Annotated in this window: 10 protein-coding genes; 6 read left to right on the top strand and 4 right to left on the bottom strand. The window is 60.5% G+C overall.

Annotated features, from left to right (window positions below; translation table 11 throughout):
- Nucleotides 1-4: 4 nt before the first annotated feature.
- From PMI36_RS28660 to PMI36_RS28670, 3 genes are all read right to left on the bottom strand, one after another.
- Complete coding sequence (locus PMI36_RS28660) at nucleotides 5-1,519, bottom strand: TolC family protein (protein WP_032830049.1); 1,515 nt, start codon at nucleotides 1,517-1,519, stop codon at nucleotides 5-7.
- A gap of 117 nt (nucleotides 1,520-1,636) precedes the next feature.
- A complete protein-coding gene (locus PMI36_RS28665; protein ID WP_008067053.1) occupies nucleotides 1,637-1,852 on the bottom strand; it encodes a hypothetical protein in 216 nt (71 codons plus the stop codon).
- A 109-nt stretch (nucleotides 1,853-1,961) separates the two neighbouring features.
- Nucleotides 1,962-4,859 carry an AAA family ATPase gene (locus tag PMI36_RS28670; RefSeq protein ID WP_008067051.1) on the bottom strand — a complete coding sequence of 966 codons (2,898 nt, stop codon included), beginning with the start codon at nucleotides 4,857-4,859 and terminating at the stop codon, nucleotides 1,962-1,964.
- A gap of 336 nt (nucleotides 4,860-5,195) precedes the next feature.
- On the opposite strand from PMI36_RS28670, the gene mhpA reads away from it, so the two are divergent.
- Together mhpA and PMI36_RS28680 are read left to right on the top strand one after the other, a co-directional pair.
- Nucleotides 5,196-6,854: a bifunctional 3-(3-hydroxy-phenyl)propionate/3-hydroxycinnamic acid hydroxylase MhpA gene (mhpA, locus tag PMI36_RS28675; protein ID WP_008067043.1), complete on the top strand. Its 1,659-nt coding sequence runs from the start codon at nucleotides 5,196-5,198 to the stop codon at nucleotides 6,852-6,854.
- 2 nt (nucleotides 6,855-6,856) lie between these two features.
- Nucleotides 6,857-7,501 carry a TetR/AcrR family transcriptional regulator gene (locus tag PMI36_RS28680; protein ID WP_008067041.1) on the top strand — a complete coding sequence of 215 codons (645 nt, stop codon included), beginning with the start codon at nucleotides 6,857-6,859 and terminating at the stop codon, nucleotides 7,499-7,501.
- A 22-nt stretch (nucleotides 7,502-7,523) separates the two neighbouring features.
- Here PMI36_RS28680 and PMI36_RS28685 read toward each other — a convergent pair whose 3' ends face one another.
- Entirely contained in the window at nucleotides 7,524-8,759 is a 1,236-nt protein-coding gene (locus tag PMI36_RS28685) for an NADH:flavin oxidoreductase/NADH oxidase family protein (RefSeq protein WP_008067039.1), read from the bottom strand.
- Between the two features lie 355 nt (nucleotides 8,760-9,114).
- Here PMI36_RS28685 and PMI36_RS28690 point away from each other — a divergent pair, with 355 nt between their 5' ends.
- The 4 genes from PMI36_RS28690 to PMI36_RS28705 all read left to right on the top strand — a co-directional run bounded on the left by PMI36_RS28690 (nucleotide 9,115) and on the right by PMI36_RS28705 (nucleotide 13,935).
- Nucleotides 9,115-9,729, top strand: a complete 615-nt coding sequence (locus tag PMI36_RS28690) for a TetR/AcrR family transcriptional regulator (protein WP_008067036.1) — start codon at nucleotides 9,115-9,117, stop codon at nucleotides 9,727-9,729.
- Between the two features lie 84 nt (nucleotides 9,730-9,813).
- Nucleotides 9,814-10,905, top strand: coding sequence for a VOC family protein (locus PMI36_RS28695; protein ID WP_008067035.1), 1,092 nt, complete (start codon nucleotides 9,814-9,816; stop codon nucleotides 10,903-10,905).
- A 172-nt stretch (nucleotides 10,906-11,077) separates the two neighbouring features.
- A complete protein-coding gene (locus tag PMI36_RS28700; protein ID WP_008067034.1) occupies nucleotides 11,078-12,034 on the top strand; it encodes a fumarylacetoacetate hydrolase family protein in 957 nt (318 codons plus the stop codon).
- Nucleotides 12,034-13,935, top strand: coding sequence for an acyl-CoA synthetase (locus PMI36_RS28705; protein ID WP_008067033.1), 1,902 nt, complete (start codon nucleotides 12,034-12,036; stop codon nucleotides 13,933-13,935). Before PMI36_RS28700 ends, PMI36_RS28705 begins: the two co-directional genes overlap by 1 nt.
- The last annotated feature ends 156 nt before the right edge of the window (nucleotides 13,936-14,091 follow it).

The raw sequence follows: 14,091 nt of genomic DNA, 5'->3' as shown, positions 1-14,091 counted from the left end.
TTTCTTAAGAAAGTGGTGGCCGGTCGGCTTGGGTGGCTGCGGTGGGAGTGACGGATTGTTCGAACACCTGCCAGCCCCCGCCCAGTGCCTTATAGAGCTGCACGCTATCGAGCAGCAGGCGGGTGTTGCTGTCGTTGGCATTCAGGCGCACTGCCAGGCGTGCCCGTTGCGCGTCCAGCAGCGGCAACAGGTCGATCTGCCCCCTGTCGTAAAGCGATTGCGCGTGGCTCAGCGCCGCCTCAGCGGACTCGGTGGCCGACTGCAATGACTGGGCGCGCTGACGCTCTTGCGTCTGCGTGACGAGGGCGTTCTCCACGTCTTCAAGCGCGCGCACAATGCCGTCCTCGGCGCGCAGTAGCGCCTCACGCTGGCCGCTCTCGGCGACCTCGTTGATCGCGCGCGTACGCCCGGCGTTGAAGATCGGCATCGCAAGCAGACCGGCCACATTGGTGAAGCGCGCGGCGCCCAGATCCAGACCGTTCAGCTCAAGGCCTTGGCGGCCGTAGGATGCACCGAGGAACAGCCGCGGGAACCACTCAGCCGCGGCTTGTTTACGGCGTGCATTGGCGGCGTCGAGCTGCGCCATCAGCGCCAATACGTCAGGCCGACGCTGTAGCAGGGTGGCGGGCTGCCCCTGGCGGGCTTCGGGCGCTACCACGTTGCCAGGGGAGGGCTGGATACTCGTGGCATTAAAGGCCTGGTCACCGATCAGTACCGCGATGCGGTGTCGCGATACGGCTGCCAGCGTCTCCAGCGGTGGGATCTGTGCGCGCGCCGATGCGGCATCGGTCTGTGCGCGCTCGACGTCGAAGGAGGTTGCCAGCCCTACACGGTGGCGCGCGTTAACCAGGCGCAGTGTCTCGTCCTGCGCCTTGGCGATCGCGCCTAATGTTTCGGCCTGGCGCAGTGCGCCGACCAGCGTGAAGTAGTTGCTGGCGACGTCGCTCATCACCAGCAGGCGCACGCCGCGCACGCCATCTTCCGCGGCCAGTGCTTCGGCATCGGCCGCTTGCGCGCCAGCGCGCAGGCGTCCACTCAGGTCAAGTTCCCACGAGACGTCCAGGCCTGCGCCCACGGTCTTGGTATCTGGATAACCCTGCTTCTTGGCCGTGCTGTAGCCGCTGCTACGGTCGGAGCCGAAGGCGGACATTCCGACACTCGGAAAGAGCCAGGAGCGACTGATCGTCTCACCGGCGCGAGCGGTGCGCACACGCTCGGCGGCGATCTTGATGTCACGGTTCTCGCGCATTGCGCGGCGCACCAGATCCGTCAACACCGGGTCGTTGAACGCCTCCCACCACGCGGCTTCGGGTTCCATTTCGGAGGCCGTGCTTGCGGCGAACTTGGCCGGCAAGTCTACCGACGGCTTGGCGACCTCTGTGGAACAACCGGTCAAGACCAGAGCGAAAGACGCGGCGAGCGCCGCACCCACGACGACGCCGAGCAGGCGTTCGGCATGTTGCAGGGGCGTCCGCCCGGTGTAGCGGATCAGCGGAGGGGAGGTTGGAAGTCGCGGCATCGGATTGGACTCGTGTAGATTCGAGATGGCGTCAGCGTAGGGCCCGGTGTGTGCGAAGTCGTCAGCGAAGCGTCGCCGTTCGGTCGCCATATCGAGCGCTCATTCATGTTGGAGGCGTCACTCGCCGTCGGTATCTGCCGCGTGCTCGCCGGCCGCCGATGCGAGGTCCGAGTCAATCGACTCCAGTAACTCATCGGCGGACGAAAACTCGCGCTGACGCCCGGTGACCAGGTTTTCGAGGCGGCCCGCGAGGGCTCCTGGTGTGGCATCGCTACGCAGCTTCACGACGTATGAGCGGCGGTTCGGGTACTTGGATTCAGGGTTCAGGCTCATTGCGGACCAGGGGCAAGAAAGTTCGACGACAGCGTAGGCCGTCCCCTGGGGCAAGTCGTAAGCGAAAGGTCAGATTTCGGTCGGCTTGAACACCGAAGCCCTTAACTCATCAAGCCGACTCTGCGCCCTGAAGCAGCGAGCGCGCACGTTTAACCAGCTCGGTTCCCTCCGTTTCGGGCAACTGGTCAAGCAGCACCGCCAAGGCCTGGCGGTCCTCGGTCGTGGCGTCGTGGTGCTCACACAGTTCTACTAACGCCTGCAGCTCCAGCCACGGTGCTTCTTGGGCACGCGCCTCCTCAATCGCATGCCGCGCGGCGATGCTGCCGGCATCGAGCCGGCCCTGCGTCCGCGCAATCGATGCCTCCAACAGCAACAATTGCGGCAGGTAGACGCGCTCGCCCAGTTCTTCCCCAACGTGTAGGGCTTCCTGTAGCTCGACTCGCGCGGCGTCGCAATCACCCGCCAGCAGCAACGCTTCGGCGGCGTAGCCGAGCACCTCGCTGGCACCGGAGCGCATGCCAAGCCCGGTGTGTTCTTCGTAGGCCTCGCGGATGCTGCGGTAGCCGTCGCGCGGTGCGCCGTTGCGCGCGTAAGCCCAGCCGCGCCACCAGCGGCAAGCCGTGCGCCCCAGTGCGAGCGAATACTCGTCGACCAATGTCTGCATGTCGTCAGCCAGCGCTGCCACACGCACAGGGTTTCCCATTCGCACTTCGATCAACACCTCCTGCCAGGTGGCGACCAGCCAGGTCATAGGCTGGCGAAGCGTTTGTGCGCGGTTCCGCGCCAGTTGCATATGAGCCCGGCCTTGCTCAACCAGGCCAGAACGCACGAGTTCTATGGCCAGCATGCCGTGCAGCATGACCTGAGGATCGGCCGCAAAAATCTCGTTCGCCCTGATGTCCAACGGCTCGGCGATTGCGAGTGCGCGCTCCAGCCATCGGCGGGTCGCCTGCGTGCACCCCTGGAGATGATGAACCTCGCCTTGCACGATGCACGCCACCAGCATGAGTGCTGGATCGTTCGTGTCGATCGATAGGGCTTCGGCGCGTTCCGCGACCGCCAGCGCCAACGTATAGTCGCCGCGCAGACCGAGCAGATAGCCGAATCCGTGCAGCAGGCGACCGCGCATCGGATGCTCGGGTACATCCGTTAGCCGCGTATACGCGCGTTCGAACGCGTTCCTGGCTTCGCTGCCGACACCGAGCGTATGGAAAGCCGACACGCCTTGCAGCGTGGCCAAGGTAATTTCGAGTGTATCGCGCTCCATCCCTTCCGGCGCCTGCCACAGCAGGACCATCGCGCGCTCAGTGAGACCGAAGCACAAGGCTGGGCTGAAGTGCAGCAGCGCGGCTTCCGCGGCCTCGGCGTAGTAGTGCAGCGCGATCATCGGCTGCCGGGCCCGGTCGAAGTGCGTCGCCAGCTCCGAGGCAGCAACCGGCATGCCGGCCATACGCTCGCGTTCGAGCGCAGTGCCAACCTGGCGATGAAGGTGGGTACGCAATGAGCGCGGCGTGCGGTCGTACAGTACCTGGCGGAAGAGGGCATGGCGGAACGAGTAGGGTAGCTCCACCGTCTCTTCACGTTCGGCGGCTCGCGACCGCGTGAGCCACACCTGCTCGCGCACCAGTTCCTCGCAGGCGTGGGCCACCGAAGCGAGGTCGCGTTCGAGGGCCAGCGAAACCGTCTCGACCCGGAACTCGACTCCGCATACCGCTGCCGCCGAGAGCAGCGCGAGCTGCTCCTGCCCGAGCTTGGTGATGTAGTGATCAATGATGGCCGCGAGGTTCTCGGGAACCGCCATCCCCACCAGCCGGGCCTCGATGGTGGCGTCGTCGCCCGTTGTGTCCATCACTTCACTGATGACTGACGAGACGAACAGCGGCACACCGTCGGTGCGCTCATGCAGGGCACGCACGAAGGTTTCATCGCGCGCCAGCGAGGCCGAACGCAATGCGACATAGTCAGCGACCTCGGTTTCCGAGAACGGGTCGAGCACCACTTCCTCGCACAGACGTTGCAGGCGCAGTTCGTGACGCAACGAGTTGAGCGGATGATCAAGCGCCACCACCTCGGCGACGCGGAAGCTCGCCAGCCACATAAGCCGAGTGCGGCCCCGTCGCCGCGCCACATAGTCGATGAGCTGGACCGTCGCCCGATCACTCCAATGCAGGTCTTCGGTCACCAGCAACAGCGGACGCTGCTCGGTGTAGCGGTCCAGCAGTTCACCCATTTCCCGCAGCATGCGATCCGGACCGATGCCGGCAAGCTCGCGCCGCAACGCGTCTCGCTCTTGCGCGGTGCTCAGCCACGGCAGTTGCAGCAACCAGGTCGGCGCCACGGCGCGCATCAGCGTCGGCAGGGCGGGGTCACTGCGGCACAGATCGGCCAACGCTTCCAGCACAGGCAGGTACGGCTCGCCGGTGCCGTAGTGCTCCACGCAATGGCCACGTGCGCAGGCGATGTCGCCAAGGCTGGAGAGGAAATGCTCGATCAACGTGGTCTTGCCAATGCCTGGTTCTCCGGCAAGCCAGACCACTGCGCGTTGCCCACCGTAAGCCCGCTCCCACGCGCGCTGCAGCCTTGAAAGTTTGTCGGTGCGACCAATGAATGGCGGCGACGGATACGCACCGGCCGCCGGCACCGTCGCGGATGCCGGGGGCATCGAAGGGGTAGGGGATGGCGCGGCGATGAAGCGATAGCCGCGCCGCGACACAGTCTCGATGAAGCGGGGCTGCCTGGGGTCATCGCCCAGCACCTTGCGCAGATCGCTGATGGCCGTCTTCAGCACTGAATCGCTGACGAACCGATGCCCCCACACGGCATCAAGCAACGCATCTTTGGTCACCAGCGACCCAGGCTGGCGCGCAAGTACGCACAGCAGAGTGAAGGGCGTTGGCGCCAACGCCACGGCTTCTCCGTTACGTAACAAGCAGGCGTTGGCTTCGTCGAGCTCGAACTCGACGAAGCAGAGCTGGACTGGGTTCGGATGAGGCTGCGCACGCGCCACGTTGGATTCCTGAAGACAAAAACATAGTTTCTAGCACTGGGCCATTACTCCAATAACAACGCTGATCGGCTCATAAGCCAAGCCTCGCCGGTCGGAAATTGATGCAGACGCTTCCCGCTCTCCATCGCGGGACAATTCGATGAGACGTTGCGACGGCGCAAGGCCCCCTGACACCTTTGGCACAGCACATATGGCCTCATTCCGAGGTGGTAATGATCTTGAAATGCTAATGACGAAAATTTCAATATTGAAATATGTCTCAATTTTACATACCTTCACCTTGCCTGACGATGAGACCGACGCGTCTCACCACTTCAATCACAACAAGGGCTCGAGATGAACAACAACAAAAAAGCTTCGCAACTGCCTCCCGCCGCCGTCGATGTGCTGGTCGTCGGTAACGGCCCGGTAGGGGCGACAATCGCGGCGCTGCTCGGCCGCTATGGAGTAAAGACACTGGTAGTGGACAAGACCCATGAGGTCCTGCTAATGCCCCGTGCCATCGCTCTGGACAACGAGGCGCTGCGCATCCTGCAACTCGCCGGATTGTCGGAAGATGCTTTCGAGAAGATCGTCATCCCTGAAGTGAAGATGCATTCCCCGGTCCTCGGGCAATTCAGTCGAGCCAACACCGCCGGGTGCATCGACGGCCACCCCAAACTGGTGACCTTCTATCAACCCGACCTCGAACACGCGATGCGTAAACAGGTCTGCGGGCTCAAGACAGTGACCAGCCTGGGTGGCTTCGAGCTCGAGAATCTGGTCGAGGAGCCGGATTGTGTCGTCGCCTCCGTTCGGGACCAGGACGGCCATCTGCATTTCATTCGCGCCCGATACCTGATCGGTGCGGATGGTGCCAGCTCCAGGGTCAGGGCCTTGATCGGCCAGGAGTTCGAAGGACAAACCTATGCAGAGGATTGGCTGATTGTCGATGTAAAAAACCGGCATAAGTCCGCCATTGATCACGTTGAGTTTCTCTGTGATCCAAAGCGCCCAACGCCGCACATGCCCGCTCCTGGCGGAAGAGAGCGTTGGGAGTTCATGCTGCACCCAGGCGAATCCCGGGAAGAGCTGGAAAGCCCGGAAAGCATCGCCCGGCTGATTGCGCCATGGATCAATCCTCAGGAGCTGGAAATCGAGCGCAAGGCGGTGTATCGATTCCACGCACGCTGCTGCAACAGGTTCAGCAGGGGGAAAGTTTTCCTTGTGGGGGATGCCGCCCACATTACTCCCCCCTTTGTCGGGCAAGGTCTCGTCGCGGGGCTTCGAGATGGTGCCAACCTTGCCTGGAAACTGGCCTGGGTCCTTCACGGCCAAGCCGCGCCTTCAGTACTTGATACCTATGACGTAGAGCGCCGCCCCCATGCCCAAGCGATGATTAATCTGGCAAAACTCATGGGCCGTCTGGTGATGCCAAGAAACAAGATCGCCGCTTTCTTCATCCATGGCCTGATGCGCACATTGGCGTTGACTCCCGCTACCAGAAAGTACTTCGAACAACTGGACATCAAACCGAAGAACATCTTCAAAAACGGTCTGTTCATGCATCATCGTCGTGGCGACAAACTGGTGCGCGGTAGCCTGTTTCCCCAGGCCTGGGTTCGCAACACGCAACAGCAGATCCAGCTGAGCGACGATGCGCTTGGACACAACCTGACCCTGGTCGGATTCGGTGTCGACCCGTTGTCGCTGCTGAGCGCTGCCGAGGTCTTTTCCTGGATACAGATGGGAGGTCACTTCTTGCAGATCGGAGCCTGCGGTCAGCGCTCCGACAGCGCTTGCGACTTCATCGAAGACCTGAACCATGTCATCCTGCCGCTGGCTGCCAAAGGCACACTCGTCGCGATCCGCCCCGACCGTATCATCATGCACCACGCTCCCGGCGCACAGGCAGGCAGCCTGGTTCGAGACTGCCAGATCCTGATGGGTAGCGCCGACTCCACGGCCGACAACGTTTCCATTACCATCAACGAGCCTCCTCGATTAAGAGCGTAAAGATGCCTTCCCCCATTTTTCCTTCAGAAGCAACTGAGCAAGAGCCTCTCACTCGAGGCCACAAGAAGCGGGAACGCACCCGTCGCGGCTTGGTGGACGCGGCGTTGCGTCTGGTCGCACGCAAGGAAGTGGGGGAGATTGCACTGCTCGATGTCGCCGCGGAGGCCGCGGTCTCCAACGGCACCATCTACAACTATTTTCGAACGCGTGACGAAGTTCTCGAGGCGGTTGGCATCGCCATGGCGAGCGAGTTCTCCGATGCCATTTCCGCCCTGAGCTCGGACGTGCACTGCGGTGCGCAGCGGCTGTCGATTGGCGTGCGCATGTTCATCTGCCGGGCCGCGTACGACCATCAATGGGCTAACGCACTGCTGCGCATCATTCATTCCGATCAGACCATGCGCTCGCGCTTGGCCGCCCATGTGCTGGGCGACCTGCGTGACGGTCTGAGCGCAGGGACTTTCGCTTATGAGGACGAAGGGATTGCCCTGGACATGGTCGTATCGTGCACAACCGGAGCCATGCGTTCGGTTGTCGAAGGGCGTGTAGTGGCGGATCACGATCTGTTGGTTGCGGAAATGATTCTCAAGGCGCTGGGCGTAACACCTGCCAGAGCCAAGAAAATCGCCGGTAAGCCACTACCCTAGTCCTGAAGTCATCCTTGGCCGGCTAAGCCCGGCCAATCCATTGCCGATAGTTCTTCGCCTGGCGACGAGATTTCAGCTGATTGCCGATCAATGCCATGAGTGGCGACGTCCTGGGTTTTGTCTGTTTGCCTTGGCTCAGCAAGCCGAGTTGCTTCTTGACCACCGACGCCACTGCAAGCGACGCCAGCGCCTTGTTCTTCCAGGGGACGACGATGGGCTCCACTTCAGTGTCCTGACCTGCCATCCACTGGCTTGGCAGGGCTGGCTCGATTGCCAACGCAGTGGCAAGCCCCACCATCGACACCGAGCCGCTCACCACTCGCTCCGCGACCTCCTTTCTGCGCACGCCGCCGGTGACCATCAGCGGCATGCGCGCGATTTCTCCTATTCTTTCCGCGCACTCGAGAAAATACGCTTCTCGAGCCAGGCGGCTGCCATCGCGGGTTTGCCCTTGCATCGCCGGGCTTTCGTAGCTGCCACCGGACAATTCGACCAGGTCGACCGCTTTGGCGTTGAGCATTTCCACCACACGAGCCGCATCCTCGGCATCGAAACCACCGCGTTGAAAGTCTGCGGAATTGAGCTTCACAGCGACGCAAAAGATCGGTGCCACTCGCAGGCGTATTGCATCGATGGTTTGCAGGAGAATTTGCGCGCGATTTTCCAGGCTCCCACCCCAACGGTCGCTACGCCGGTTGGTCAAGGGGGAGAGGAATTGGCTGAACAGGTAACCATGCGCTGCATGAATCTCCACGCCGGTGAATCCGGCACGCTCAGCCAGCACTGCGGCCTGTGTATAGCGCTCAATCAGCTCTTCGATCTCCCGCTCATTCAAAGCCCTGGGTGGCACAAAGGCCTTTGATAGTCCGGGAATGTCGACAGCCACCGCGGAGGGGCCCCGTGCCGACTGCCCCATGGAGGCCAATAGTTGCCGTCCGGGATGATTGATTTGCATCCAGGCCTGGGCTCCGCGACTGCGGCAAGCATCGGCCCAGAGCCTGAATTTGGCCAGGTTCCGATCGTCCTCAAGTACCACACCAGCGGGTCCGGTCAAGGCGTGCCGGTCAACCATGACGTTGCCAGTGATGATCAGGCCGGCCCCACCGTCCGCCCAACGCCGGTAGAGCTTGACCAGCGCATCCCCTGGAGCGTGATCCTCATTGGCAAGATTCTCCTCCATGGCAGCCTTGGCGATCCGGTTTGGAATCACCGTGCCGTTAGGCAAACGAAGCGGTTTGAAGAGCTTTGAGCCGGTCATGTTCTGTCCTTCAGCTGATGAGAATTCGGCCAGCCATCGCTAAGGGTCATACCGTTTGAGCACCGTCTGTACAGTGCTTGCTCAGGTTCTTGAACTCCTGGTTTGCATCGATGGGCCGGTTTGATGACCTGCCGGGACGGCGAGCCAGAAACACGATATAGCTGAACACGCGTGTTCAGTTGTGTCAATGTGTAGAACCCCGCAACGATCCTGCCATATCCAATCTATCCATCTGGTTTTTTACGTCATAGAAAGGATGTCATTGAGAAAAACGTATTTAATTCAAAAAACGTTGTTGACGTGAACTGAACACAAGTGTTCAATCGAGCCATAAGGTAATCCTGGAGAGAGAACCGTGGAATCCCTGAATCCAACACAGCGCCGTATTCATCAAGCCGCCTTTCGCCTGTTCGCTGAAAGAGGCACCTCACAAGTGAACATTCTTGACCTCGCACAAGAGGCAGGCGTGGCGCGCGGAACGGTCTATAGCAACATCGACAACATGGAAAGCCTGTTCGAGGCAGTCGCCAGCCATCTCGCCAAAGAGATGCATGAGCGCGTCAACAAGAGCTTCAATTCCCTTTCTGATCCGGCTCCGCGCCTTGCCAATGGCATTCGATTGTTCATCCGTCGAGCGCACGAAGACTCTCAGTGGGGGGCGTTCATCCATAAATTCGCCATGAGCAATGCTTCGTTGCGCGAAATGTTCAGCAGCCAAGCGACGACGGATCTTCTGAGCGGACTGTCCAGTGGGCGGTACACGTTTGAAAAAGGGCAATTGCTTTCGGTAATGACGCTGATATCGAGCAGCGTCCTGGGTTCTATTTTCCTGGTACTGGAAGGCCACAAAACCTGGCGCGAATCGGGCTCTGACACGGCCGAGCTGGTGTTGCGGGCATTGGGCGTACCGCCCGAAGAGGCTAGAGCGCTGGCGATCACCGAGTTGCCAGCACTGCCTTCCCTCGACTGATTCATTAACCGAGTCAACCAGACACCCCTGGATTTTCAGGGGTGCGGGGACGGCTTTACCCTGAAAACCCGGAAAACAAGAACAATGACCCACAAAAATGAAATGCCCCGGTTAGCGACACCACAACCTGCCCGGCATCCGAAGCCGACGGTGAAGGCCCAGGATCTGACGCATCTGATCTTTCAACGACCGGATTTGAACGAGGCAGCGCGGTTCCTGACCGACTTCGGCCTGTCGGTGAGTCAGCAGGACGCCGATACGCTTTACCTGCGCGCCACCGCCCCCACTGCTTACTGTTACCGTGTCCATCGTGCAGAACATGCACGTTTTATCGGGTTCGGACTGGCAGTCCAGTCGCTCAAGGATCTGGAGAAACTGACGCGTATCCCAGGCGCGTCATTGGTAGAAAAATCAGAACATCCTGGTGGTGGGTATTGCGTCAAACTCACCGATCCTTCCGGATTCATCGTGGAAGCTGTTTGCGATCAGACGGCAGGTATAACGCTGGGACACCGGGCTCCTCTTTCCTGGAATCTGGCGCAAGAGCAACCGCGAATCAACGCCACGCAGCGCCCTCCGATCGCTCCGGCTGAAGTCCTCAAACTGGGCCACATCGTCATCGAAGTGGCCGACTACCAGGCGACCTGTGCCTGGTATACGAAGCACTTCGGGTTTATTCCCAGCGATGTGCAAGTACTCCCCGATGGCACACCTATTGTCACCTTTATGCGCCTTGACCTTGGTGACACTCCTGCGGATCACCATACGCTCGCGATAGCGCAAGGGTTCATGGCGACCTATAGCCATAGCGCCTATGAGGTCGTCGATGCAGACGCTGTGGGCATGGGGCAGCGCGTCCTGCGCGAGCGCGGTTGGGTGCACTCGTGGGGCATCGGCCGACACATCCTGGGCAGTCAGATCTTCGATTACTGGCAAGACCCTTGGGGCGATAAGCACGAGCATTACTGCGACGGGGATATTTTCACGGCTGCACAGCCTACGGGCATTCATCCCGTGAGCCCCGAGGCAATGGCGCAGTGGGGGCAGCGCATGCCCAAGCGTTTTACAAAACCGAAGATGAGTCTGGCCAATCTGCGTGCGCTGTTGCGCAACCTGCGGCGCAGTCCGGACTTGAGCATTCGCAAGTTGATAACACTCATGCGGATGTTCGGGTAGAGCCGCCATGTCGGGCAATGCAACCAGATATGGCCGTCGGGATGTGCTCAAAGCCGGCGCCTTGATCGTCGGCGGCTCGTTGGTCTACAGCGTTGCCAGCCCCCCCTCAGAACAACACCACAGTTCTCGCGCCGCCGAGCACGGGACAAACGCCGCTCCAGGAGTACCTTCAATGTCTGCTGTACACGTAGTCCGCTTCGAATTTCAGAACGGTATCCACTGGGGCGTGCTACGCCAGGGCCGTATCACGGTTGTCCCCGGTGCTTTTGAAACCACCGGTGATTTCATTCGCGAGAACAGTATCGACGACCTCGCTCAGTTGAAAGGTACGGAGCTTGCGGAGGGCGAAGTGAAACTGCTGTCGCCGGTGACCCGCAACCAGCAGTTCGTCTGCCAGGGCGCCAATTACCGTCAGCACATGATCGAGTCGGGCATGGACCCGGATGCGAAGAAATTCAACATGATCTTCACCAAGGCGACGAGTTGCCTGGTGGCGGCTGACAGCGACCTGATCAAGCCGCGCACCGTGCGCTTCCTCGACTACGAGATCGAACTGGGGCTGGTGATGAAGCGCGCGATCAACGGCGCTGTTGCTGTCACCGACGCCAATCTGCATGAGTTCATTGCAGGCGTCGTCATCGTCAACGACTACTCGGCTCGTGACATTCAGATTCCTCAGATGCAGTTCTACAAGGGCAAGAGTTTCCGCACTTTCGGTCCGGTCGGCCCGTACCTCTGCCTTCTGGATGCCACGAATATTCATTACCTCAAAGCACTGCAGCTGCGCCTGACGGTCAACGACCAGGTGCGACAGAACGACAGCACGGCCAACCTGGTTTACGGCCCCGCTGAAACCCTTACCGAACTTTCCGCCCTGCAAGATTTCGCCGCTGGGGACCTGATCGCCACCGGTACGCCTGCCGGCTGTGCGCTCACGGTGCCTTCGCCTGCCAAACAGCGTATTGCGGCGCTAATGCCGGAAGCGACCAAGTGGAAGCTGTTCCTCAAGGCGCAGGAAGGTCGGACGCAATATCTCAAGCCAGGTGACGTGGTTGAGGCGCGCATTCGCAGCGCCGATGGTGTGATCGACCTCGGCGTGCAACGCAACCGAGTCGTGGAGCAAGCCTGATGGTTGTGCAGACCCTGAGTGACATCGAAAGCCTCGAACAAGTCCCCCTGTCGGAACGTGGCCTGGCATCCAGCACTTATGAAGCGCTGCGACAGGCAGCCCGGTGCTCCCCCCAGGCACCGGCGCTTAGCTTCTTCGCCGATGCCGCCGACTTCAAGCGCACCTACAAATGGAGCTACTCCCAGCTCTTTGCCGATATCACCCGCGCGGCGAATGCTTTCCATGACTTGGGTATAAAGCCGGGCGAGGTGCTTGCCTTTATCTTGCCCAATCTGCCGGAAACCCATTTCACGATATGGGGCGGGGAGGCGGCGGGCATCGTCATGGCGATCAATCCGCTGCTCGAGGCCAAACAGATAGCTGGCTTGCTGAATGCCGCGAAGGCATCCGTGGTAGTGACGCTCGCGCCGACGGCGGGCAGCGATCTGTGGCCCAAACTGGCTTCGCAACTGGATCAGTTACCCACGGTCAGGTCTGTCGTGTGGGTCAGCATGGAGCCCTATGTCGCCGAACCCGTGCGTGGGGCCCTGAAAGCAGCGGCACTGAAGGAACGCGACTTACACCGAGATATCGCGATCCACGATTGGCAATCGCTGATGAGTACTCAGCCGCACACACACCTGAAGAGTGGTCGGCAAATCCGCCAGGATGAGTGCTCCTCCTACATCTGTACGGGCGGCACCACCGGGCTCCCCAAGATCGCCGCGCGTAGCCATGGCTCTGAAGTGTTCAATGCATGGGCCGTAGCCGCTCATTTGCAGCCACGCAGTGGTGGCCAGGTCATCTTTTGTGGCCTGCCGCTGTTTCATGTCAATGGACAACTGGTGACGGGGCTGGTGCCTTGGACGCAGGGCGACCATGTGATCCTCGGCACGCCTCATGGCTATCGTGGCGAGGGGGTGATCCCACGATTCTGGGAGATGGTCGAGCACTTCGGTATCAACCTCTTTTCCGGCGTGCCAACTGTCTATGCCGCACTTCTGCAAAATGAATGGCAGGGCTGCGACCTGTCCAGTCTTCGCTATGCAATGTGTGGCGCTGCACCCATGCCGGCTGAGCTTTTCCGGGAGTTCGAGCGCCGGACCGGGCTAAAGATCCTTGAAGGCTACGGTCTGACGGAGGGCACCTGCGTTTCCTCAATCAATCCGCCCCATGGCGAGCGCCGTATCGGCTCCATCGGGATGCGGATTGCTTACCAGAATATGCGCGCGGTCGTGCTCGATGATGCTGGAGAGTATCTGCGCGACGCCAATGTGGATGAGATCGGCCTCATCACGATCAGTGGTCCGAACCTCTTCGACGGCTATCTGGAAGAGCGTCATAACCAGGGCTTTTGGATCGATATCGACGGTCAGCGCTGGCTGAATACAGGCGATCTGGGGCGCCAGGATGCGCAGGGTTATTTCTGGCTGACCGGACGCAAGAAGGAGTTGATCATTCGCGGCGGCCACAACATCGATCCCAAGCAAATCGAGGAAGCTCTGCAGGCGCATCCCGCCGTCGCCTTGGCCGCTGCAATCGGCAGCCCCAATGCCTACTCGGGCGAGGTGCCAGTCGCCTACGTTCAACTGCGCCCCGGACAAGTTTGCAACGCCGAAGAGCTTGAGGCATTCGCTCATCTCCATATCAGCGAGCGGGCAGCAGTCCCCAAGCGCATTGAAATCCTCGAGGCGTTGCCACTGACTGCCGTGGGCAAGATATTCAAGCCCGCTTTGCTACAGCGGGAGATTGCCAAAGTAGTCCAGGAGGAAGTGGAACGCCTGGGGCTTTCGGATGTTGCTGTTGAGGTCGTGCAGGACAATCGCCGTGGGCATGTCGCCTGCATCAAGGCCGGAACTGGCCAAGAAGTTCTGGCTCCGCTCTTGGGGCGCTATAGCTTTCAAGTCGAGTGGCTTAATTGAGTCTCTGATTCACATCTGTAAGTCCAGCAGTCATGCCCTGGCGCTGTTCGGCCAGGGCGTTTAACACAACTTCGATCAATTCCAACCGGCACTGAAAAGTGCACAGGAAGGCGAAGCCTTGCCTGCGTGCAATCAACAAAAACAATAAACAAGAGG

The organism is Pseudomonas sp. GM79, assembly GCF_000282495.1.
Taxonomy (GTDB): Bacteria; Pseudomonadota; Gammaproteobacteria; order Pseudomonadales; family Pseudomonadaceae; genus Aquipseudomonas.
The sequence above is the reverse complement of the archived record's forward strand: the minus strand, read 5'-3'. Positions and strand labels throughout refer to the sequence as shown.